Annotated in this window: 19 protein-coding genes; 8 read left to right on the forward strand and 11 right to left on the reverse strand. The window is 72.8% G+C overall.

Translation table 11 applies throughout. The features are described from left to right. Position 1: 1 nt before the first annotated feature. Genes wecB through ACXNSR_RS30345 form a run of 5 tightly spaced genes read left to right on the forward strand, consistent with a single transcriptional unit; the run spans position 2 to position 5,282 of the window. Positions 2-1,144 (forward strand): non-hydrolyzing UDP-N-acetylglucosamine 2-epimerase, encoded by a 1,143-nt coding sequence (wecB, locus tag ACXNSR_RS30325; protein ID WP_458638532.1) that lies wholly within the window; start codon positions 2-4, stop codon positions 1,142-1,144. Positions 1,145-1,166: 22 nt separating this feature from the next. Beyond that, complete coding sequence (locus tag ACXNSR_RS30330; RefSeq protein ID WP_458638533.1) at positions 1,167-1,925, forward strand: YveK family protein; 759 nt, start codon at positions 1,167-1,169, stop codon at positions 1,923-1,925. Beyond that, complete coding sequence (locus ACXNSR_RS30335) at positions 1,922-3,376, forward strand: oligosaccharide flippase family protein (protein WP_458638534.1); 1,455 nt, start codon at positions 1,922-1,924, stop codon at positions 3,374-3,376. The genes ACXNSR_RS30330 and ACXNSR_RS30335 overlap by 4 nt, the downstream gene beginning before the upstream one ends. A 6-nt stretch (positions 3,377-3,382) precedes the next feature. Continuing rightward, the gene (locus ACXNSR_RS30340) at positions 3,383-4,456 is read left to right on the forward strand and encodes a hypothetical protein (protein WP_458638535.1); all 1,074 of its coding nucleotides are present in this window, start codon (positions 3,383-3,385) and stop codon (positions 4,454-4,456) included. A gap of 22 nt (positions 4,457-4,478) precedes the next feature. Next, positions 4,479-5,282 (forward strand): glycosyltransferase family 2 protein, encoded by an 804-nt coding sequence (locus tag ACXNSR_RS30345; protein WP_458638536.1) that lies wholly within the window; start codon positions 4,479-4,481, stop codon positions 5,280-5,282. Between the two features lie 9 nt (positions 5,283-5,291). Here ACXNSR_RS30345 and ACXNSR_RS30350 read toward each other — a convergent pair whose 3' ends face one another. Further along, positions 5,292-5,759: a cupin domain-containing protein gene (locus ACXNSR_RS30350; protein WP_458638537.1), complete on the reverse strand. Its 468-nt coding sequence runs from the start codon at positions 5,757-5,759 to the stop codon at positions 5,292-5,294. Between the two features lie 52 nt (positions 5,760-5,811). After that, positions 5,812-6,963 carry an amidohydrolase family protein gene (locus ACXNSR_RS30355; protein WP_458638538.1) on the reverse strand — a complete coding sequence of 384 codons (1,152 nt, stop codon included), beginning with the start codon at positions 6,961-6,963 and terminating at the stop codon, positions 5,812-5,814. A gap of 181 nt (positions 6,964-7,144) precedes the next feature. Here ACXNSR_RS30355 and ACXNSR_RS30360 point away from each other — a divergent pair, with 181 nt between their 5' ends. Next, the gene (locus ACXNSR_RS30360) at positions 7,145-8,059 is read left to right on the forward strand and encodes a sigma-70 family RNA polymerase sigma factor (protein ID WP_458638539.1); all 915 of its coding nucleotides are present in this window, start codon (positions 7,145-7,147) and stop codon (positions 8,057-8,059) included. Between the two features lie 4 nt (positions 8,060-8,063). Here ACXNSR_RS30360 and ACXNSR_RS30365 read toward each other — a convergent pair whose 3' ends face one another. Both ACXNSR_RS30365 and ACXNSR_RS30370 read right to left on the reverse strand, forming a co-directional pair. After that, positions 8,064-9,035 carry a glycosyltransferase gene (locus tag ACXNSR_RS30365; protein ID WP_458638540.1) on the reverse strand — a complete coding sequence of 324 codons (972 nt, stop codon included), beginning with the start codon at positions 9,033-9,035 and terminating at the stop codon, positions 8,064-8,066. After that, on the reverse strand, positions 8,981-10,996 hold the full coding sequence (locus ACXNSR_RS30370; protein WP_458638541.1) for an O-antigen ligase family protein: 2,016 nt from the start codon (positions 10,994-10,996) through the stop codon (positions 8,981-8,983). Before ACXNSR_RS30370 ends, ACXNSR_RS30365 begins: the two co-directional genes overlap by 55 nt. A gap of 80 nt (positions 10,997-11,076) precedes the next feature. Between ACXNSR_RS30370 and ACXNSR_RS30375 the strand changes: the two genes are divergently transcribed. Further along, positions 11,077-11,781: a hypothetical protein gene (locus ACXNSR_RS30375; RefSeq protein ID WP_458638542.1), complete on the forward strand. Its 705-nt coding sequence runs from the start codon at positions 11,077-11,079 to the stop codon at positions 11,779-11,781. 17 nt (positions 11,782-11,798) lie between these two features. Here ACXNSR_RS30375 and ACXNSR_RS30380 read toward each other — a convergent pair whose 3' ends face one another. The 7 genes from ACXNSR_RS30380 to ACXNSR_RS30410 are packed head-to-tail and all read right to left on the reverse strand — an operon-like array spanning position 11,799 to position 21,401. Beyond that, on the reverse strand, positions 11,799-12,848 hold the full coding sequence (locus tag ACXNSR_RS30380) for a glycosyltransferase (protein WP_458638543.1): 1,050 nt from the start codon (positions 12,846-12,848) through the stop codon (positions 11,799-11,801). Then, a complete protein-coding gene (locus ACXNSR_RS30385) occupies positions 12,845-16,144 on the reverse strand; it encodes a DUF4082 domain-containing protein (RefSeq protein ID WP_458638544.1) in 3,300 nt (1,099 codons plus the stop codon). Before ACXNSR_RS30385 ends, ACXNSR_RS30380 begins: the two co-directional genes overlap by 4 nt. A 30-nt stretch (positions 16,145-16,174) precedes the next feature. Continuing rightward, on the reverse strand, positions 16,175-17,290 hold the full coding sequence (locus tag ACXNSR_RS30390) for a DegT/DnrJ/EryC1/StrS family aminotransferase (protein WP_458638545.1): 1,116 nt from the start codon (positions 17,288-17,290) through the stop codon (positions 16,175-16,177). Beyond that, entirely contained in the window at positions 17,287-18,060 is a 774-nt protein-coding gene (locus ACXNSR_RS30395; protein WP_458638546.1) for a NeuD/PglB/VioB family sugar acetyltransferase, read from the reverse strand. The genes ACXNSR_RS30390 and ACXNSR_RS30395 overlap by 4 nt, the downstream gene beginning before the upstream one ends. Beyond that, positions 18,057-19,241, reverse strand: a complete 1,185-nt coding sequence (locus tag ACXNSR_RS30400; RefSeq protein WP_458638547.1) for a DegT/DnrJ/EryC1/StrS family aminotransferase — start codon at positions 19,239-19,241, stop codon at positions 18,057-18,059. The genes ACXNSR_RS30395 and ACXNSR_RS30400 overlap by 4 nt, the downstream gene beginning before the upstream one ends. Next, the gene (locus ACXNSR_RS30405; protein ID WP_458638548.1) at positions 19,238-20,233 is read right to left on the reverse strand and encodes an NAD-dependent epimerase/dehydratase family protein; all 996 of its coding nucleotides are present in this window, start codon (positions 20,231-20,233) and stop codon (positions 19,238-19,240) included. Before ACXNSR_RS30405 ends, ACXNSR_RS30400 begins: the two co-directional genes overlap by 4 nt. Before the next feature lie 58 nt (positions 20,234-20,291). Next, a complete protein-coding gene (locus tag ACXNSR_RS30410) occupies positions 20,292-21,401 on the reverse strand; it encodes a Gfo/Idh/MocA family protein (RefSeq protein WP_458638549.1) in 1,110 nt (369 codons plus the stop codon). 373 nt (positions 21,402-21,774) lie between these two features. Between ACXNSR_RS30410 and ACXNSR_RS30415 the strand changes: the two genes are divergently transcribed. Then, positions 21,775-22,659 carry a glycosyltransferase family 2 protein gene (locus ACXNSR_RS30415; RefSeq protein ID WP_458638550.1) on the forward strand — a complete coding sequence of 295 codons (885 nt, stop codon included), beginning with the start codon at positions 21,775-21,777 and terminating at the stop codon, positions 22,657-22,659. Positions 22,660-22,740: the final 81 nt, after the last annotated feature.

Raw genomic sequence — 22,740 nt, forward strand, 5'->3', positions numbered from 1 at the left:
CGTGACCAGGATCGTCTGCGTGGCCGGGGCCCGGCCCAACTACATGAAGATCAAACCGGTGATGGACGCACTGGAGCGCCGCGGCGCCGAGGTGATCCTCGTCCACACCGGGCAGCACTACGACGAGTCGATGAACGACGTGTTCTTCCGCGACCTCGGCATCCGACCGCCCGACCGCTACCTGGGCGCCGGATCCGGCAGCCACGCCCAGCAGACCGGGCGGGTGATGGCCGCATTCGAGCCGCTGATCGACGAACTCGCCCCGGACGCCGTCGTGGTGGTCGGGGACATCAACTCCACCCTCGCCTGTGCCCTCGTCACCGCGAAGGCCGGCCCCCTGCTGGCCCACGTGGAGGCCGGGCTGCGCAGCCGTGACTGGAGCATGCCCGAGGAGGTCAACCGGGTCGCCACCGACCGGCTCAGCGACTACCTGCTGGCGCCCTCGCCCGACGCCGCCGTGAACCTGCGGGCGGAGGGCTACCGGGAGGACCAGATCCACGTCGTCGGCAACGTCATGATCGACACCCTCCTCGCCAACCTGGACCGGGCCCGCCGGTCGGACGTCCTGGACCGGTACGGGCTCACCCGCGGCGGCTACGGCCTGGTCACCCTGCACCGGCCGGCCAACGTGGATGACCCCGGGGCGCTGCGCGGCCTGCTGAAGGCCCTGGGCGAGATCGCCGACCGCTGTCCGCTGCTGCTGCCCGCGCACCCGCGGTCCGCCGAGCGGCTGGCCGAACTGGGCGTGCCCGGCGGGATCCGGCTGGTCCCGGCCGCCGGATACCTCGACTTCATCGCCCTTCAGGACTCCGCCCGCGTGGTGCTCACCGACTCCGGGGGCATCCAGGAGGAGACCACCGCCCTGGGGGTGCCCTGCGTGACCCTGCGGGAGAACACCGAGCGCCCCATCACCGTCGAGGAGGGCACGAACGTGCTGGCGGGCACGGACCCGGAGCGCATCACGGCCACCGTGAACCGGGTCCTCGACGATCCGCCCGCGCCGCGCTGCCCCGAACTCTGGGACGGCCGGGCGAGCGAGCGCATCGCCGCGGTCCTGCTCGACGGACCGCCCGCGCACACCCGGCCGCGCCCGACCGACCTCGTGCCGGGCGGAACGGCCACCGATCCACAGCACGTGCTGTAAACGCAATTCGAAGGGGAAGACCATGGATCTCGCGGAGATCTGGCGGGTCATGCGCAGACGCTGGTACGTGCTGCTGCCCGGACTGCTGATCACGGCGGCGCTCACCGCCGCCGTGTACCTGCTGGTCCCGGTGGAGTACCGGTCGCAGAGCACGGTGACCCTGCTGAACTCGAAGAAGGCCACGGTGGCCTTCGACGGCAACCCCTTCCTGAGCACGCAGGCCTCGCTCACCGGCATGGCCGACGGCCTGGCCCGCAACCTCAACTCCGACGACGCCAAGGCCGACCTCAAGTCCCTCGGCGTCACCGGAGTGCACGAGGCGAAGATCGCCGACAACGCGCTCGGCCCCTACATGTGGCTGAGCGTCGTCGGGACCGACCGGGCCGCCGTGCTGAAGTCGGACGAGATCCTCACCAAGTACGCCGAGAAGCGGCTGCTGGAGTTCCAGACCCAGCAGTCGGTGACCCCCGACGCCATGATCCGGATGGCCACGATCGTGCCTCCCCAGAAGCCGGAGGCACAGACCAAGGCCAGGCTCCAGTTCCTGGTCATGGCGGGTGCACTGGGCTTCGTACTCAGCCTGGTGGCCACCTTCTTCGTGGAGGCCCGCAAGCGCCGGGGGGCGTCGCCCGGCAAGCACCGGCCCGCCCCCGGCGAAGGGGGCGACAGCGGTGAGGGAGCCTTCGCCGACGCCGGTGACCCGACGGCCACCTTGAACATGACCGTCGCCCACCCGGCCGGCTCCGCCGCCGCCGGCTCCCGTCCGGCCGGATCGCCGTGACCGGCCCCGCGGCGGACACCGCGAGCACCACCCCGGCGGCGGCGCCCTCGCTGGGGCGCAAGGTAGGCTCCGCGGCCAAGTGGAGCCTGATCAACACCGTCGTCATGCGCCTCGGCAACTTCGCCACCGGCATCGTCCTGGCGCGCTTCTTCCTCGGCCCCGAGGCCTGGGGCGTGTACGGGATCGCCCAGACGGTCCTGCTGGTCCTCCTCTCCGCCAACGAACTCGGCGTCTCGCTGGCGATCGTGCGCTGGGAGGGCGACCCCCGTCGCTTCGCACCGACCGTCCTCACCCTCAGCGCCGCCTCCAGCTGCCTGCTGTACGCCGTACTGTTCGCGGTCGCCCCCGCCGTCGCCGGGGTGCTCGGCTCGCCCGAAGCCTCCGGCGTCCTGCGGGTGATGTGCCTGTGCGTGGTCCTCGACGGACTCTCCCAGGTCCCCGCCGGCTTCCTCACCCGGGAGTTCGCGCAGGGCCGCCGGATGGCCGTCGACGCGCTCAACTTCGTCCTCAGCACCGCGGTGACCCTGCTGCTCGCCGTCGACGGGTGGGGCGCCATGAGCTTCGCCTGGGGCTCCGTGGTGGGCAACGTGGCCGCGCTCATCGGCTGCTGCCTCGCCGCGCCCGGCACCCTGAAGTTCGGCTGGGACCGGGAACAGGCCCGCGCCCTGCTCCGGTTCGGACTGCCGCTCGCCGGGGCCAGCATGCTCGCCCTCGGCGTGGTCAACGTGGACACGATGGTGGTGGGCTCCGCCCTGGACCCCCTCGCCCTGGGCTTCTACGTGCTCGCCTTCAACATCTCCGGCTGGCCCGTACGCATCATCTCCGAAGCGGCCCGCCGCGTCTCCTTCGCGGGCTTCTCCCGGCTGGCCGACTCGCCCCAGGCACTGGCCTCCGGATTCGCCCGCGCCCTCGGCGTCGTGATGGCCGGCACCATCCCGATCTGCGTCCTGCTCGCCGCGCTCGCCGCCCCCGTGGTGGAGCTCGTCTACGGCGAACGCTGGCTGCCGGCCGCCCGGGCCCTGCCCTGGCTGATGGCACTCGGCCTCGTACGCATCGGCTGCGAACTCGCCTACGACTGCCTGGTGGCCATCGGCCGGCGCAGCTCGCTCATCGGCGTCCAGGCACTCTGGCTGGTCATCCTGATCCCGGCCCTCGTGATCGGCGCCCGCACCGGCGGGATCGTCGGAGTCGCCCAGGGCCACGTCCTGGTCGCCGGGGTCGTCGTGGTCCCGGTGTTCCTCCTCGCCCTGCACCGCGGGGGCATCCGCGTGGGCACCCTCGCCCGGGCCTGCGCCTGGCCGCTGCTCGGCGGCGCGGTGATGGCCGCGGTACTCCTCCTGCTGGAGCGGTACCTGGGCGACAGCGTGCTCGCGCTCCTGGCCACCGGGGCCGCCGGCACCCTGTGCTACGTCCTGTGCGTCCTGCCCGGCCGCGCCTTACTCAAAGGGTAGACAGCCGTGACCCAGCACCGAAGGCGCCTGACGGCCTGGCTGCTCGCCGCAGTCGTGCTCGCCGTCGTCCTCACCCTCTACAAGGCCGACAGCACCGCGGTGACCGAGCACGCGGTGGCGCCCGGCGCCACCGAGACGGTCACCCCCTCCGCCACGGCGTCCCCGGCCCCCTCCGCCTCGCCGACCACCTCCTCGGCCACACCCTCCCCGACCGCCCCGCCGGGAACGGGCGAACCGTCGCCCACCGCCCCCACCCCCGCCTGCACCTCGCCCGGCACCTGCGGATTCCCCGACGCGAGCACCACCGGACCGCGGATCGAGCTGGAGCGGCACGACACCGGGAACATGTCCGTCAAGCAGGACGGCACGGTCATCAAGGGCTGGGACATCCGCGGCTCCCTCGACATCTACGCCAACGACGTCACCGTCATCGACAGCAGGATCACCTCGACCAACTGGTGGGGCATCAACCTGCGCCCCGGCTACAGCGGACTGAAGGTCCTGCACACCACGATCACCGCCGTGCCCGGCAAGGGCCCCGACAACGGAGGCGTCAACTACGCGGTCTCCAACATGGGCGGCAGCTCGATCGAGGTCGGCTGGTGCGACATCTCGGTGTTCGGCAACGCCCTGTCCATGGGCCAGGGCGACCTGCACGACAACTACGTCCACGACATCGTCGCCTTCCGCAACCAGGGCGGCGAATGGCAGCACACCGACGCCGTCATCAGCGGCGGCGGCAACAAGGGCCGGCTGAGCATCCGCCGCAACACCCTGCTCAACCCCACCGCCGTGGACCGCGGCGCCACCGCTGCCGTGGGCCTGTTCGCCGACACCGGAGTGGTCTCCTCCGTCGTCGTCGACGGCAACTGGCTGGCCGGGGGAGCGTACGCCCTCTACGGCGGCGGCCCGGGCGCCACCGGCATCCAGGTCACGAACAACGTCTTCTCCACCCAGTACCACCCGGCCGCCGGGGCCTACGGCGCCGCCACCGCCTGGAACGCGGGCGGCGCGGGCAACGTGTGGAAGGGCAACCGCATGTCCGACGGCCGACCCGTCGAACCCCCACCCGCCTCCTGACCACCGAGAGGACCGACCGGACATGATGCGCCGGATCGCGCGCGCCCCCTGGGAACTGCTCAAACGGACCTTCGGCTGGCTGGTGCTCTTCGAAGCCAGGAACAAGGTCCTGCTGGCCCCCTCCGCCCTGCGGCTGCGCCGCTTCGAGGACGCCGAGACCCGGCGCCTGGCCGCCGGTCTGGGCGAGCCCCCGGCCGCCCTGGTCGCCACCGTCATCCCCACCCACCGGCGCCCCGAGGCACTGCGCGCGGCGGTCGGCTCCGCGCTCGGCCAGTCGGTCACCGACCAGGTCGTCATCGTCGTCGACGACGGCGCGGGCCTGCCGGAACTCCCCGACGACCCACGGCTGTTCGCGGTCTCCCTGGCCCGCAACACGGCGACCGCCGGAGTCGTGCGCAACGTGGGGATCAGGCTCACCAGATCGCGCTACGTGGCCTTCCTCGACGACGACAACCTGTGGGAGCCCGACCACCTGGAGCAGGCCCTGGCCACCCTGGAGGCACCCGACGGGCCGGACGCCGTCTACACCGCACTGCGCAGGGTGCTGCCGGACGGCACCGACCGGGACGTCCTCTCGGTGCCCTTCGACCGCCGCCGCGCCGCCCACGAGGCCTTCCTGGACACCAACGCCTTCGTGGCGCGGCGCAACCGCACCCTGCACTTCAGCCGGCTGCACCGCACCCCGGAGGTCCTGCCCCGCGAGGACTGGGAGCTGGTCCGCCGCTACGCCCGCCACCACGAGGTCCGCCACCTGCCCCGGGCCACCGTCCGCTACCTGGTCAACCCGGACAGCTTCTGGACCACCTGGGACGGAGCGGCGCCCTAGGCCGACGGGCTAGCCGGCCGTCTCCTCGTAGGTGATGCCGTGCCGTCGGGCGATCCGGTTCAGGCGCGCCGGGTCCATCCGGCCGTCGACCACGATCCGCGGTCCGGCCTCGATCATGTCCTCGACGAAGCACTCCCAGCCTCCCGGCGAGGAGATCTGCAGCACCCGCGGCGGCCCGCCGGGGCCAGGGCGCAGCGCGTGCGGTACACCGCGGGGGAGCAGGACGAACTGTCCGGCGGTCAGGGAGTGCGAGCGGCCCCCGGTGTCGACGAGCAGCTCGCCGTCGAGCACGTACACGCTTTCGTCGGCGAGATGGTGGGTGTGGCGCGGGATCTCCCGAGCCAGCACCACTTCGAGCAGGGAGAAGCGTCCTTCGGTGTCCTCGGTGGCCGCCTTCACCGAGAAGGCGGGCGGCAGCGGGATCCGGCCCGGACGGGCCTCTCCCGCGTCGAGGAGGAGGAAGCGGTCGTGGGGCACGGGTGTGTCCTTTCCGGAAGGGTGGGGGCGGCGTCGGACGTACGGGCCCGGTTCAGCGGGCCTGCCGGACGCCGCGGCGCCAGACGTCGACGATCGCGCCGAGGGCCGGGATCTCCCGGGTCGGGTCGCCCTCGACCAGCAGCAGGTCCGCGCGCAGGCCCGGGGCGATCCGGCCCCGGTCGGCCAGGCCGAAGTGGTGGGCGGGCAGGGCGGTCGCCGCGGCCAGCGCCTCCTCCGGGCGCAGGCCGCCGTCCTGTACGAGCAGCGCCAGTTCACGGTGCATACCCGCGCCGTGGGCAGGGGCGAAGGGGGTGGCGTCGGTGCCGGCGAGGAGCGGGACGCCCGCTTCGCGCAGCGCGCGCAGGGCGCCGACGGCGGCCGGGTACCGGCCCGGGGGCACGCACGCCGACGCGCCGGCGCCCTGGGCGTCGACCGCCTCGAAGTAGGCGAGCGTGGACACGACGAACACGCCCTGGTCGCGGACGCGCCGGGCGAGGCGCCCGGACGCCGGGTCCTGCGGGGCGAGGTCGGCCCACACATGGGCGAGCCCGTCCACCTCCGCGTCGAGCGCGGTGACCACATCGGCGGCGGTGATCGCGTGCGCGACGACCAGGAGCCCTGCCGCACGGGCCGCCGCGGTCAGGGCACCCGCGACCGCCGGGGACAGGACGGGGAGACCGGCGCCGTGCACGGTCCCGTCGTCGATGACGAGCTTGAGGAAGTCGCTGCCCTCGGCGAGCCGCGCTTTCACGAAGTCCGGGGCCCGCTCCGGATCCGTCACGAAGTCGATCTCCGTCACGTCCGCCGGGTCGAGCAGCGTGCCGGCCAGTGCGGCGAGCAGCTGGGTCGGGTGTCCGCCGGGCGCGGTCGCCAGCAGGCCGGCGCTGCGCAGATCGGCCACGTCGTCGTGCTCGGCCGCCAGCTGCCGGTACCGGGCGAGCGGGCGCGGCAGGCAGAACATGTCGAGCTCGGTCGTGACCCCGTGGCACAGGGCCTCGGCGAGGCTGCCGTCGAAGACGTGGGTGTGCGCGTCGATGAGCCCCGGCAGCAGGGTCCGGCCCCGGCCCTCGACCTCGACGTCGGCGGCCCCGGCAGCTCCTGGGGCGGACACCGCCACGACGAGGTCGTCCTCCAGGATCACGTCTTGGACACCGCCGCCGCGCTCGCCGTCGAAGACGCGGACGCCGTGGATCCGTGTACGCATGACAGGTCCTCCTCCTGTGTGCCGGGGAGGCTCTTCCTCCCCGGACTCCACCACAGAGGGCGAACCCGGCTCCGGCTGTGACATCGCGGCGGGCCGTGGTGACGCGGCTCACAGCCGGGCCGTCGTATGTCACACTCCCGGCCCGGCGGACCTCTTCGGTCACGGCAGACAAGGAGGACGCATGACCGCCGCACCACCGCCCCGCCCGACCGACTCCGTCACCGACCGCTTCCTCGGCCACCGCGAACTGCTCTTCTCGGTGGTCTACAACATGCTGGGCACCGTCGCCGACACCGAAGACGCGCTCCAGGACGTATGGCTGGCCTGGTCCGCCCGGCACCGCAGGCCCGACGCGGAGCCTGTCGAGAACGCCCGCGCGTACCTCGTACGGATCGCCGTGAACCGGGCGCTCGCCCGGCGGGCCGAGATGAGCCGCCGTCAGGAGGCCTATGTGGGGACGTGGCTGCCGGAGCCGCTGGCGGCCGTGGACGATCACGGCGCCGAGCGGGCCGAGCGGGCCGAGGCGCTCTCGATGGCGCTGCTCGTCGTCCTGGAGACGCTGTCCCCACTGGAGCGCGCCGTGTTCGTCCTGCACGAGGCGTTCGGATTCGCCCACCCGGAAATCGCCCGGATCCTGGACCGGTCGCCGACCGCCGTCCGCCAGCTCGCGACCCGGGCCCGCCGCCACGTCCACGCCCGCCGGCCCCGGCACCGGCCCGAGGCGGACCTGCACGCCCGGGTCACCGAGCGCTTCGCCGTGGCCGCGCTCGGCGGGGACCTGCGCACGCTCCTCGAACTCCTCGCACCCGATGTGACGCTCTGGACCGACGGTGGCGGCAAGGGGCCCGCGGTCAGTCTCCACCCCGTCCACGGCCGCGACGGCGTCGCCGCCGTGTTCATGGCCGTCGCGCGCGCCCTGCCGGCGGCGGGCGTCGACCTCCGCTACCGCCGGGTGGCCGGCGACCCCGGCGCGCTCGTCTTCGCGGACGGCAGCCCGCTCGCCGTCGTCGTGGTGGACCTGACCCCCGAAGGGGACCGGATCTCCGGCATCTACTCGGTCACCAACCCCGACAAGCTCACCGGCGTCATCCCCTAGGCGGTCACGGCCCCGGCGTGGCCCGCAGGGCCGACGGGCTGGCCAGGGCCTTTGCCGCCGCCAGGCTCGCGGGGCGGCCGAGCAGCGCGCGGGAGGTCTCCCGCAGCAGCACGGCCGCCCGGAACGCCGCGGTCGCCGCCGTCCCGTTCCGGCGCCCGTAGAGCCGGACCCGGTTGAGCGTCAGCAGGGTCCACAGCCGGGGCGACACCTGCGAGTCCCCGCCCAGATGGGTGGCCGTGGCCGCGGGCTCCAGCCGGGTGACGAAACCGAGGTCCCGGGCCCGCAGGCAGTACTCGGTCTCCTCGGAGTACAGGAAGAAGGACTCGTCCCAGTCCCCGCACGCCCGAAGGCACTCCCCGGACAGGGCCATCAGCGCGCCCGTCGCCCAGTCCGCGACCGTCGCCCGCCCGTACGCGGCCGGATCGGTGACCATCTCGCTCCAGCGCGGGAACCGCCCGGCCCGCCGGTTGCCCAGCACCGCCTCGCCGAGCGCGCGGGTCACCCGCGATTCGCGGCGCAGCGAGAGCAGCAGCGTCCGGCCGTCCTCCTCGTACAGCAGCGGGACGCTGATCCCGACATGGCCGCCGCCGGGCGCCTCGGTGCCCAGCGCGTCCACGAGGACCTTGGCGCAGCCCTGCCCCATCCGGACGTCCGGATTGCAGACCAGGGCCGCCCGGAAGCCGCCCTCCCACGCGGCCGCGGCCCCCAGGGCGGCGTTCACCCCGGCCGCGTAGCCGGCGTTGCGGCCGGTCTGGACGACCGTCGCGTCCGGCGCCAGGGAACGGATCAGCTCCACGGTGCCGTCGGCCGAGTCGTTGTCGGCGACGACCAGGCGCCAGTCGAGCCCCGCCATGCCCTCAGGCAGAGAGGCGAGGAACTCCGGGAGCACCCCGGCGCTGTTCCAGGTGACGACGAGGACCGCTACAGGGCCGGCACCCGGCTCCGGTCGGCGGACGGCTGGCTGGATGGACTGCATGCGGACTCCACGGTTGCGGGCTCCGGCGCCGTACGCCGGATGAACCCGAGGTAGCTGCCTCCGGCGGCGATCGTCAGGAAGAACACCCCGGCGAACATCGGGAAGCTGAGGGCGTCGAACGTGGCGGCGATGACGAGGGAGACCAGGGCGGAGGCGAAGAACGCCTGCCCCAGTTCCCGGTCGGACTCGGTGCGGGCCAGCCTGCGGATGGCACCGCCCTGATGGATCCCGGTGAACAGCAGGACCAGGAGCGCGATCAGCCCCACGAGGCCCATCTCCGCCAGGGTGAGCATGTACTGGTTGTCGGTGAAGAAGAACAGTTCGGGCAGGAAGGTGCCGAAGCCCCTTCCGAACAGCGGCCGTTCGGTGAGGTACGGGACGATCGCGCTGTACTTGACGGTACGGGCCTGGGTGCTGCTGTCGGAGTTCGTCACGAACGAGGCGAAGAGCGCCGTGATGGTGCCGATCAGCCCCGGGATGATCACCTTGAAGCAGGCCACCGAGCCCATCAGCAGACCGATCGCGGCCCACCGCCGCTCCGGCTTCCAGCGCAGCACCATCACCAGGACCACGATGAGCGCCCCGATGATGGAGGTCCGCGACACCGTCAGCGGCAGGGCGCCGCCCATCAGCACCACGGGCCCCCAGCGCCGCCAGGCGCGCAGGTGCCGGCGCACCGGATCGAAGGCCTGCTGCACCGCGAAGGGCAGCATGATGGCCAGCATCCCGCCGAACTCCAGGGGCTGCGCCGTGGTGGACCGAGGCCGGGTGAAGGAACCCCGGTCCAGGGTGGTGATCTGGGCGACGCTGGACTGCAGTCCCGGGATGCTGATGCTGTCGGCGATGTTCGTCGCGGTGAAGAAGTCGTAGAAGCCGATGGCGGCCACCACCGTCCCCATCACCACGGCCCGGCGCAGCAGTACGTCCAGGCGCTCCCGGTCCTGGATCCCCGCGGAGACCAGCACCACCAGGGACACCCAGACCAGCAGCCCGATCAGCCCGCGGTCCGCCGCGAGGACCTCCTTGTGCGAGCTGCCGCGCATCGCGTTCGCGAGGTACGAGCCCAGTACCGAGAAGGCCAGCAGGCACATCACCACCCGCGGCAGCCGGGTACCGGGCGCGGGCCGGATCCGGCCGGTGATCCAGGCCGCCAGGTACCAGAACAGGCACAGCAGCGCGAACACGTTGGCCGGGGTGCCCACCCCGCCCATGCCCGGCAGGGTCAGGTTCGAGGGGATGAAGAAGGCCAGCGCCAGGTAGCAGCTCAGCAGGGCCGTCGCGTCCAGCTGCCGCCCCCACGGCTTGCGGCGCCCGCGCCCCCGGGCCGGGGCGGCCCCGGCCGCCCGCCTGCGCCGGAGCGCCGCCAGCAGGCTGTCCGTCAGGAAGGAGAAGGTGAAGGCGGACGTGGTGCCCAGGATGACGACGCCCAGCACCTGCTGGTAGCGGCTCTTCATCTGCGGCACCGGGGTCTGCGGCAGCACCACCGGGGCCGTCTGCACCATGTACGCCGGCTTGACCTTGGCCGCCGCCTGGAGCGCGTTGAGCGTCTCCCCGGCGAAGGCGGTCAGCTTGTTGGTCTCCTCCAGCACGTTCGCCCGGTCGGTCCCCGTGACGGTCAGCGTGAGCATCGGACCCGAGGTGTTCGCGGCGAACCCGACCGTGTAGGGATCGGTCACCCCGATGCCCTGCAGGTCCCGCGCCGCGTCCGTCCCCGACAGCGTCCTGATCAGCACGTCCGCGGTGACCACCAGCGAACCGCCGGCGTTCGCGATCGGATTGCCGAAGGCGGGGGCCAGTTCGGCCACCGCCGTCGAGTCGAGCAGCGCCACCGAGCTCTGCGACTGGTAGGCCACCGGCACCGAACGGTACAGGTGGGCCCCCGCGAGCAGGCTGAGGAGCGTGAGGGGCACCATCACGTACCAGCGGCGCCGGAGCACCGCGAGGATGTCACCAATGCTCATGAACACCCCCCGAGGAAGCGGCAATTGATGGCGGGCCTACCCATGTCCTGGAAAGATCGGTCACAACGGAAGGAATCTCTGTGTCGCCTGGTGAGTTGGTCCGTGCGCTGCGTCGGCGCTGGTACGTCCTGATCGTGGCGGCCGTGCTCGCGGCCGCCGGGGCCGTCCAAGTGCTGCGCCCCACCCAGACGTACCTGAGCACGGCGATCGTCGTGCTCAAGCCCCCGGTGACGGACACCCAGCCCAACCAGCTGGCCAATCTGCAACCGCCGCTCGCCGCCGTCTCCTACGCCGCGGTGCAGCAGCTGGACTCGCCCGAAGGGGCCGGGGAGCTGCGCGCCGCGGGGGTGCGCGGCACCTACCGGCTGATTCCGCGGAACAGCGGGACCAGCGTCACCCCGCGCTATCTGATCCCCTCGCTCCAGATCCAGGCCGAGCAGGCCGAAGCGGCCGCCGCCGACACGGCCGTCCGGAAGATCATCGAGATCTACACCAAGCACCTGACGGACATGCAGACGCAGCAGGGGGTACCGGACTCCGCGCGGATGAGCGTGACGCTCCTGGTGCCGCCCACCGCGGCGGTGCAGACCGGCAACAAGAGCCGGGGCCTCGCCGGGGCGGCCCTGCTGGGCGGGGTCGGCGGTGTGGTCGTGGCCCTGTGGACCGACCGGCTCCTGACACGCCGGAGCCGGCGCCGGCAGCGGCACGAGGCCGCCGCCGACGCCGGTCCGGTGGTCCGGGCCGAGGAGCCCGAGCGGGCCGCCCTCGCCGGGGCGACCCGCTGAACACGGCGTTCGCGTCATCAAATCCCTCGACGCTTCCAGGACCGCCACCACAGCCACTCGCGCCCCCGGTCGGCCACGGCCGAGAGCACGAGCGGCTGGAGGTACGGCATGGCGCGCGCCCCGATGCGGCGGCGCCGCAGCAGCGCCCGGTACTCGCCCAGCTTCGTGTAGTCCCCGGGCAGGCACTCGGCCGCGAACTCCACGAGCTCCTCGACCGGAACCACCGCGGTGCGTCCCCGGTCGTACGCCCGGTAGGCGCGCCGCAGCGCGTACCGGGCGAGCCGGGTGCGCGCCGCCAGCGCCAGTTGGTCGGCCCCGGGCAGCAGCCCGGAGCACTTGTCGAGCACCGAGTCGAAGGCGACGAGGCGCTGGCGCAGGTCGTCGAGCTGGCCGCCGAAGTCCGTGGTGGACATGTTGTTCCCGTGGACCCGGTAGAAGGCCTGGTCGGCCCCCTGGACGTAGCCCACGTCGGCGTGCGCCGCGAGCCGCATCCACATCTCGATGTCGCCGGCGTGCGGCAGCTCCGGATCGTAGCCCCCGACCTTGCGCTGGAGACTGGTGCGGACCACCACCTCGGGTGAGGTGATGCACCCGGTGCCCTCCCGGAACCGCCGGTCCAGCCACCACCGTCCGGGGTAGACGACCGATCCGGTGCTGCGGGTACGGGCCGGGGGCAGCGGGCCGCCGTGCTGGAAGCGCAGCGGCCTGCCGTAGGCGAAGCCCGCCTCCGGGTGCGCGTCGAGCAGGGCCGCCGCGCGCACCAGGGCGCCGGGCACCAGCCGGTCGTCCGCCGACAGCAGGGCGACGTAGTCCCCGTCGGCCCACTCCAGCAGGCCCTCGTTGTAGGTGGCGATGTGGCCCTTGTTGCTCTCGTGGACCCGTACCTCGATCCGCGGGTCGGCGGCCGCCAGCGCGCGGGCGACCTCCGCGGAGTCGTCGGGCGAGGCGTCGTCGATGATCAGCACCCGCACGTCGACGCCCTCCTGCTCGTCCAGCACGCTCTTGACGCAGTCCGCCAGGAAGTGGCCGTACTTGTAGCAGGGGATCACCACGCTGACCGTGCTCACTGCCCGCTCACCTCCGTGGACAGCCCGGACTGCGCGGCGGCCGGAGCGGTGGTGGTGAAGACCGGGCCGACCCAGTAGTTCACCGAGCCGAAGGTGTTCGTCGGGAAGGCGGTGGCCGCCCCGTACTTGTAGAGCCCGTTGGCGCTGCCGGCCGTGTCGGCGGGGGCCACCAGCGGGTAGGAGCGGTGCGCACCGGTGAAGTAGCCGCCGTCCACCGAGTAGTTGCCGTTCGGTGCGTGGTAGGAGGCCACGTAAGTGGTGCCCGCGGTGATCTGTACCGGGGTGGCGAACTGCAGCTGCTGCCAGCCGGTCAGGGTCTCGCTGCCGAAGGTGCCGGTGGCGAGCAGGGTGCCGGAGGCGGACCACAGGCTGCCGGTGTGCGTACCGGTGTTGCCGGGGCCCTTGTAGAAGGTGACGCCGGTGACGTAGCCGTTCACCGCGGACTGGAAACGGGTGCCCAGCTCCACGGAGTTGGCGTCGTCACCGACATTGGCGGTGCTCGGCGTCGTGGCGCCGTTCCACAGGGTGCAGGGGCAGTTCACGGCCGGCGGGCTCGCGTTCGTGGTGAAGTTCCACGTGACCGGCGCGGCCATGGTGTTGCCCCACAGGTCGGCGGCCTGGACGGACGCCGTGTAGGTCGAGTTCAGGGCCAGTTCCGAGGACGGGGTGAAGGTCGCGCTGTTCGACGCGCCCAGCACCTTGGTGCCCGGGACGGCCGCGCCGCCGGAGTCCTTCACGGAGAACACGAGGCTGTCCGCGTCGATGGCGTTGCTGAAGGTGGCCGACACGGCCGCCGTGATCTGGGTGCCGGTCGCCGCGGACTGCGGTGAGGTGGCGGTGACGGTGGGCGGGGTCGTGCTCGCGGTGGAGGTGTCCAGGACCGCGTCCACCCAGTAGTTGCTGCCGGAGGAAGCGGTGGACGGGAAACCGCCCGTCGCGCTGTAGCGGTAGACGCCGTTGCCGCCGTCGGTGCCGCTCTTCAGCGCGGTGAGCGGGGCCAGGCCCGCGTCGGAGCCGGCGAAGGTGTTGTCGAAGGAGTAGCCGCCGTGCGGAGCGAAGTAGGAGGCGATGTAGGTGGTGTTGGCCTTGACCGGCACCGGCGTGGCGAAGTTCAGCTGCTGCCAGCCGGAGGCCGTCTCGTTGGTGAAGGTACCGGTGGCCAGGCGCTGGCCGGTGCTGCTCCAGAGGCTGCCGGTGTGGGTGCCGGTGTTGGCGGGCGACTTGTAGAAGCGGACGCCCGTGATCGAGCCGGCCGCGGAGGAGCGGATCTTCACACCGAGCTCGACGGCACTGCCGTCCCCGGCGTTGACGGTGCCCGGTACGGCCGCGGCGGGCCACACGGTGCAGGGGCACTGCTGGGGTCCCACCGTCAGCGGCACCGTGGTGGTGGCGCCGATGTTGACGCTGTCGTCCACCGCGCGCACCTTGATCTGCGCGGCGCCCGGAACGGTCGGGGTCCACTTGTAGCTCCAGGACCCGAGGCCCGTGGTGGCCTTCCAGGTCGTGCCGCCGTCGGTGGACACCTCCACCCGGGCGACCACGCCGCCGCCGGTGTCGGCGGCCGTGCCGGTGATGGTCACCGGCCGCAGCGCCGGTACGGTGGCGTTCGCCGCCGGGCTGGTCACCGTGACGGCCGGGCCCGCGGTGTCCGTGGACGCGGTGGAGGCGACCAGGTCGCTCTGCAGGGACTTGGGCTGGACGCCCATGTCGGCGAAGACGTTGACCGTGGCCTGCTGCATCCGCTTGTCCGCGGTGATCACGGCGTCGTCCGGGTTGCTCGTGGGCATGTTGGTCAGGCCCCAGGACCACTGCACCGTGCCCGCGCCGAAGACCAGCGCGTGCGAGGTCTGGTCGCGGAAGGCCACCAGACTGTGCGTGGCGGTGCCGTTCCCGTAGGTGTTGCCGTAGTCCTTGAGGAGCTTTCCGTCCTCGATGTCGACCGTGGTGGAGGACATCGTGATCTGCCCGGCCGGCCGGCTCGCGTTCTCCACGTCGCTGTCCCACTCGTAGCCGAGGGTGCCGGTGGGGAACGTGGCGGTCTGCGAGGGGGTGAGGTTCGCGACGGTGGTGTTGCGCCACAGCCGCTGCTTGGCGAAGGTCCCGGGCACCGTGATCGCGTCACTGCGGTAGCCGTTGACGCTGAACATCGAGCCGGTCAGCTGGTTCTGCGGCTGGAAGGGCCGGCCGTTCGTGGCGCTGGCCGGGTCCATGAAGGTGCCCGTCCAGATCCCGCTCGGGTCGGGGATGCCGTTCGGCTGGGGGAAGGACAGCTTGGTCTCCTTGTACGAGACCAGGGTCCGGTTGGCGGTGCCCGCGCCGTCGATGCTCGGCGCCAGACGGGTCTTCCAGAAGACCTCGTTGCCGCTGAAGTACGTCTGGTGGACACCGGCCCGGCGCGCGTTCAGCGCGTTGGTGAACTGGTCCTGGGTCCAGTACTCGTCGTGCCCGGAGGACATGAAGACCTTGTGGTTCTGCAGCAGCGTCCCGCCGCGCACCGACATGTCGATCCCGGACATGTAGCTCACGTCGTAGCCGTTGCGCTCCAGCCAGGCCACCATCTGGAACTCGGACCCGTAGATCCCGTTGTCCCCGCCGATGTCCATGGGCCGGTTGTAGCTGACCTCGTACGCCCGCCCGTCCGGGGCGGGGCCGCCGCCGTCGTACAGGTCCTGGCCGCCGTAGTTGTTGTACGCCTGCCAGGTCTGGTCGCTGGTCTGCACGACGATGTCGGAGTGGCTGGAGTCGTTGCGGACGACGAACGGGTACGGCATCACGCCGTTGCCGTCCGCCTGGTCGAAGTTGACGACGTAGAGCCCGGACACGGCGTCGGCCGGCACGGTCCACGTCGCGGTGACGGGCCAGTTCCCGCAGTCGACCAGGCCGGTGGCGGCCTTCTTGGCGCAGGTCGCCGGGTTGCCCCCCGGCAGGAAGTTCGCCGGGTACGTCTGGGCCGCCTGGGCCGCGGTCGACATCAGGCGCGCGCCGGTGCCCCCGTAGTGGCCGAGGCGGTAGACCGAGACCTTGTACGCGGTCGGCGACTGGATCTTGAACTGCACGGTCTCGCCGGCCTGGACGCTCGTCTGGGCCGGGAAACCCTTGATGTCGCCGTAGGCGCTGGGCGCGAACCAGTCCTCCATCGGCGTACCGGGCTTGGAGTTCTCGCACACGATCGCGTTCGTGGTGGGACCGCAGGGATCGACCGCACCGGCCACCACCGCCGGCGGCAGGACCGTGGCCATCAAGGCCGCGATCACGGTGAAGAGACCGTAACGGAGCAACCTTGTCCGTCTGTTCATCTGGACCTCATTGTTTGCGTGAGCGCGGGGTCAGCGCAGGGCGTTGCGGAGCGTTTCCACGACCCGCTGCTGCTGGTCGGCCGTGATCTGCGGGAAGAGGGGGAGCGAGAGCATCCGGTCCGCCGCCTGTTCGGCGTGCGGGAAGTCGCCGCGGCCGTGGCCGAGATGACCGAAGGCCGGGGTCAGGTGGACCGGCGCCGGGTAGTGCACACCCGCGCCGATGCCCTCCGCGTTGAGCTTGCCGACGACGGCGTCGCGGTCGGCTCCGGCGACCCGCACGACGTACAGGTGCCACACGTGGACATTGCCCGCGGCCGTGACCGGCAGGGTGAGCCGCCCGGCGGCCGCGAGGTCGCCCAGCAGCTCGTCGTAGCGGGCGGCGGCGGCGCGGCGGGCCGCGTTCCCCTCGGCCAGCCGGGCCAGCTTCGCCCGCAGGACCACGGCCTGCAGGCCGTCGAGCCGGCTGTTGAACCCGGCCACGTCGTGGCGGTACTTGGCGATGCCGCCGTGGTTGGCCAGGGCCCGGACCAGGTCCGCGCTCGTCTCGTCGTCGGTCACCACCGCGCCCGCGTCGCCGTAGGCGCCCAGGTTCTTGCCCGGGTAGAAGCTGGTCGCGGCGATGCCCCCGCTGCCGGGGGAGCGGCCGTCGCGGGTCGCGCCCTGGCTCTGCGCGGCGTCCTCGACGATCCGCACGTGCGCCGGCAGCCCGGCCGCCAGCGCCGCGGTGTCCGCGCACTGCCCGTAGAGGTGGACCGGGACCACCGCGCGGGTGTCCGCGCCCACGGCCTCCAGGGCGGCCCGCGGGTCCATCAGCAGGGTGTCCGGGAGGCAGTCGACCAGCACCGGCCGGGCACCGATCCGGGCGACGGCGCCCGCGGTGGCGATGAAGGTGTTCGCGGGCAGCACCACCTCGTCGCCGACGCCCACCCCGCTCGCGCGCAGGGCGAGTTCGAGGGCGTCGGTGCCGTTGGCGACGCCCACGCAGTGCCCCACCCCGCCGAACTCGGCGTACTCGCGCTCGAACGCGCGGACCTCCGCACCGCCGATGAAAGCGGTGTCGGCGAGCACACGGTCGAAGCCCGCCCGTAATTCCTCGGCGACCTCGGCGTGCGCCGCCTTCAGGTCGACCAGCGGTATCTGGTTCATGCGACTGTGCTCCCCATCCGTGTCTCCGGCCAACGGCCGGCCGTCTCCTCGCCATCGGCCCGCAGCTCGTCGAGCGCAGGGCCACCCGCCGCGCGCAGCCGGCGGGCGGGGCTCCCGGCCCACACCTCACCGGGCGGCACATCGGCCAGGACCGTGCTTCCCATACCGGTCAGCGACCAGGCGCCGACCGACGTGCCCTCGCGTACCAGCGCTCCCGCGCCCACGTACGCCCCGCGCCCCAACCGCACCCCGCCACCGAGGCGGACGCCCGAGGCGAGCGTGGCGAAGTCCCCGACCCGGTCGTCGTGGGTCAGCACCACGTGCGGCATCACCGCCACGTGGGACCCGAGCCGGACGGCGGCCGTCAGCACGCAGTGCGCGAGCAGGACCGAGCCCGCGCCGAGCAGGGAGGACCGCGAGACCACCGCCGTGGGGTGGACCACCGTGGCGTAGCGGCTCCCGGGCAGCCCCAGGCGCCGTACCAGCCGGGCCCGTACGGCGTAGTCGCGCGGACTGCCCACGCAGACCACCACCCGGGCCGACGGCAGCTCGTGCACGAGGTGGCTGCCGCCCAGCACCGGCACCCCGTCGACCTCCCGGCCGTGCAGGCCCGGATCGTCGTCGAGGTGCCCGGCCAGGCGCCACCGCGGTGCACGGCCGTACGCGGCCGCCGAGGCGGCGGCGTCCAGGACCGCCTGGGCGGTCTCGCGGGCGAAGCCGCCCGCGCCGACGATCAGCAGGTCCTCGGTCCGCGGCGGCGGGCCGCTCATCCGCCCGCCTGTTCGCGCAGCACCGCCACCACGCGGTCCTGCTGCTCCGGCGTCATCGTGTGGAACAGCGGCAGGATCAGCGAGTCCCGGCTGATCCGCTCGGTCACCGGCAGCGGCGCCGCGCCGTGGTCCGCGTACGCGGGCTCCAGGTGCGAGGCCATGATCCCGCGCCGGGCCGAGATCCCGGCCTCGGAGAGCGCCGCGAGCAGGTCGTCCCGGCCCACGGGGAAGTCCTCGGCCGGCAGTACCCAGTACGACTGGAAGTTGCCCGTGCCGTGCCCCGGGTCCCGGAGCGGCCGCAGGCCCGGGATCCCGTCCAGCAGCTCCGTGTACCGGGCCGCGAGCGAGCGCCGCCGGGCCACGATCTCGTCCAGCTTGCCGAGCTGCACCAGGCCGACCGCGGCCTGGATGTCGGTCATCCGGTAGTTGTAGCCGACCTCCAGGTAGCTCTCGACGACCGGCTTGCTGCTCGCGTGGCGCTGCGCGGCGGACACGTTCATGCCGTGCTCGCGCAGCCGGCGCAGCCGCTCCGCCCACTGTGCGTCGTCCGTGGTCAGCATGCCGCCCTCGCCGGTGGTGATCACCTTGCGGGGGTGGAAGGACCACGCGGCGAGCAGGGCGCCGTGGCCCACCGACTTGCCGCCCACCGTCGCGCCGATGCCGCAGGCCGCGTCCTCCACGAGGGCCACGTCCCAGTCGGCGCACACCGCGCGCAGCGCGTGCACGTCCGCGGGCACCCCGCCCTGGTGGACGGCGATCACCGCCCTGGTCCGCGGGGTGCGGACCGCGTCCACGGTGGCTGGGGTGAGGTTGCCGGTGGCCTCCTCGACGTCCGCGAACACCGGCCGGGCGCCCACGTAGCGCACCGCGTTGGCCGTGGCGATGAACGACAGCGAGGGGACGATCACCTCGTCGCCGGGACCGAGGTCCAGGGCGATCAGGGACAGGTGCAGGGCGGTGGTGCAGGAGCTCACCGCGATCCCGTGCTCGGCGCCCACCCGCTCGGCGAAGGCCCGTTCGAACTCGGCGACCCGTGGACCCTGGGCGACCCAGCCGGAGAGCACCGCGTCGGCGGCGGCCTTCGCCTCCTCCTCGCCCAGCCACGGCACCATCACCGGGATCCGGGCAGGGGTGGGTGCGGATGCGGGTGCGGATGCGGGGGCCGCGTCCGGGGCGCTCATCGGCCGGCCTCCGTGGCCGCCGCGGCGGCGGCACGCTCGGCGCGCCACCACTGCACCAGGTCCCGGAGGCCGGTGCGCAGGTCGATCCCGGCGGTGAAGCCGAGCCGCTCCGCGGCCTGCGAGGTGTCCGCGAGCCGGCGGGTGACGCCGTTGACGGCGCGGGCCGGGCCGTGCTCCGGCACCATGCCCTCGGCGCCCATCGCCTCCAGCAGGCCCTGCGCGAGCTGGAGCAGGCTGGTCTCGGTGCCGCTCGCGACGTTGAACACCTCGTCGGTCAGGTCCGATTCGGCGGCCAGCAGGTTGGCGCGCGCGATGTCCCGGACGTCGACGAAGTCCATGGTCTGCAGCCCGTCGCCGAGGATCAGCGGCGGCTCGCCCGAGGCGATCCGCTCCATCCAGCGGATCAGCACCTCGGTGTAGAGGCCGTGGATGTCCATCCGGGGCCCGTACACGTTGAAGTAGCGCAGGGCCACGTAGTCCAGCCCGTACATGGAGTGGAAGCTGCGCAGCATCCCCTCGTTGAAGGCCTTCGCCGCACCGTAGAAGGTGTCGTTGTTGTACGGGTGGTGGCGCTCGGTGGTCGGGAACTGCTCGGCCAGGCCGTAGACCGAGGCCGAGGACGAGGCGATCACCTTGCCCACCCCGGCGGCAGCGGCCGCCTCCAGCACGTTGAAGGTCCCGTCCACCATGACCTCGTTCGCCAGCCGCGGTTCCTCCGCGCACTGGGTGATGCGGATGGCGGCCAGGTGGAACACCATCTCGGCGCCCTCGGTCGCCTTGCGCACCGCGGCCGCGTCGCGGATGTCGCCCTCGACGAGCTCCACCACGCCGCTCGGCAGGGCGCGGGCCAGGTTGGCCGACCGTCCCCGCACGAAGTTGTCGAGCACCACGACCTCGCGTGCCCCGTTGTCCACCAGCAGGTCCACCAGGTGCGAGCCGATCGTGCCCGCCCCTCCGGTGACCAGAATCCTCTTGCCTCGTACGCTGCTCAACGCCCTGCCCCCACTGAGTTTTCGGTCGTGTTCTTGCGTGTGATCGGACTGCGGGGGCTCAACGCCCGGTGCGCAGTCCTACGACCGCTCCGCGGAACTCCAGGCTCCGGGAGGCGGCTTCCAGGATGTCCAGCACCTTCAGTCCCGCCCGGCCGTCCGTCAGCGGCGGCCGTCCCGTCCTGATGGACGCGGCGAACTCCTCGACCATGCTGCGCAGGGCCTCCTTCTCGCCGATCGCGGGCGCCACCATGTCGCCGCTCCGGTAGGAGACGAGCATGTCCCGGCGCTCGTCCGCGCCGATCTCCTGCGGGGCGCTCAGGTCCACGCCGCGGTCGAACACCGCGACGCGCTGCGTGGGGTTGAGGTCGTCCCACACCAGGGTGCGCTTGGATCCGCCGACCATCGTGGTGCGCACCTTGGTCGGGGAGAGCCAGTTGACGTGCACGTGCGCGATGGCGCCGGTGTTCAGCTGGAGCGTCAGATAGGCGACGCAGGACTGGCCGGCCCCGATGGGATCGGCCCCGTGCGCGGCGACGGCGACCGGCTGCACGTGGTCGGGAAGGATGAAGTCCAGGACGGACAGGTCGTGGGGGGCCAGGTCCCACAGGACGTCGATGTCCTTCTGGACGAGCCCCAGGTTGATCCGTACCGAGTCCACGTAGTGGATCTCGCCGAGCTCGCCGGAGCGGACCAGTTCGCGGATCCGGCCCACGGCCGGGGTGTAGCAGTAGGTGTGGTCGCACATCAGTGTGAGGCCGCGTTCCTCGGCCTCGTCCACCAGCCGCAGGCCGTCCTCGTACGTGGCGGCGAGGGGCTTCTCCACGAGGACGTGCTTGCCGGCGCGCAGCGCGGCCAGCGCGACGTCGAGGTGCGTTCCCGCCGGGGTGGCCACCGCGACGGCGTGGACCTCCGGGTCGGCGAGGACCGCCTCGTAGTCGCCGGTCGCCTGGACCGTGGAGTAGGCGCCGAGCACCTGCCGGGCCCGGTCCACGTTCAGGTCGCAGAGCCAGCGCAGCCGGAACTGGTCACTGGACTGGAAGTTGCGGACGAGATTGGGGCCCCAGTAGCCCGCGCCGACCACGGCCACGCCTAAGGGGGCGGACCCCTTGCCGGTGGCGCCCGTTTTCCGTCCCGTGTCCTGCCCCGCGTCCTTCGCGGTGTCCTTCACGGCGTTTCCCTTCCTTTCGCGCACGCCGGACGGCGTGTCGCCAACTCATGGCCGGGACGCGTGTGTTGGAGGGAGATGTCGTCGACGGCAGCCCGGACGCCCGCGCGTCCCGTGCGTGACCTGCTCAACGGTGATGGCCCCCCACAACCGATGCCCTACGTGATTCCGTGTGCTTCGCCCCCCGGCCCGGCCGCCTGTTCCCCACAAGCAGGCCGAACCCGTACCGCAAACCGCCTTTGCGCGCTGCCGGACACCGCGCCGCCGAAGCGTGCCGAATCCGGTCGGCGCCGCTCAATCTAGTCCACCGGGCGTACCCCCGGGCAGAGTTGACGTAATCGCCTGGAGCGGGTGTTCGACCGTGCATACTGCCCGGGTGACCAGCATCGTGATACCGGCCCACAACGAAGGCCGGGTCATCGGCCGCCTCCTCGACGCGCTCCTGTCCGACGCCCCGGCGTCCGGGCCCGACATCGTCGTGGTGTGCAACGGCTGTACGGACGACACCGCCCGCGTGGCGGGCGAGCGCGGCGACCGCGTACGCGTGGTGGAGATCCCGACCCCCTCCAAGCACCGGGCGCTGCGGGTCGGCGACGAGCACGCGCGGGGCTTCCCCCGGCTGTACGTGGACGCCGACGTCGTCGTCGGGTCCGCCGACGTGGGGGCCCTGGTGGGCGCCCTCGACCGGAGCCCGGAGCTGCTCGCCGCCGCCCCTGGCCGCGACATTCCGCTGGCCGGCTGCGCCTGGCCGGTACGGGCGTACTACCGGGTGTGGCAGCGGCTGCCCGCCGTCCGCGAGGGGCTCTTCGGCCGGGGGGTCATCGCCGTGACCGAGGCGGGGCACGCGCGGCTCGCCGCGCTGCCCCCGCTGATGGCCGACGACCTGGCCGCGTCCCTCGCCTTCGGGCCGGGGGAGCGGCGCGTGGTCGAGGAGGCCCGGGTGGTCGTCCGGCCGCCGCGCACCTGGTCCGACCTGATCAGGCGGCGGGTCCGCGCGGCGACCTCCTCCGCCGAGTTCGAACGCTTCCAGGCGGCGCGCCGGGCCGAGGCGCCGGAGGCGGCACCGGAGCAGGTGTCGGAGCAGACCGCGCGCACCGGCACGGCCGATCTGCGCGCCCTGCTGTGGGCCCGGCCGGCCCTGCTGCCGGGGGTGGTGGTGTTCGTGGTGGCCGCGCTCGCCGCCCGCCGCGGCTCCCGCAAGGCCATCCGCGACCAGGACTTCTCCACCTGGCTGCGGGACGAGAGCAGCCGGGAGGGCTGAACTCCCGCCCTACCGGGAGGCGTACGGCCGAATCTGTTCGTACGCCGCACCGTTGGCCCGTACAACCATTAGGGTTCCACT

It is taken from the genome of Streptomyces sp. NC-S4 (genome assembly GCF_054353315.1).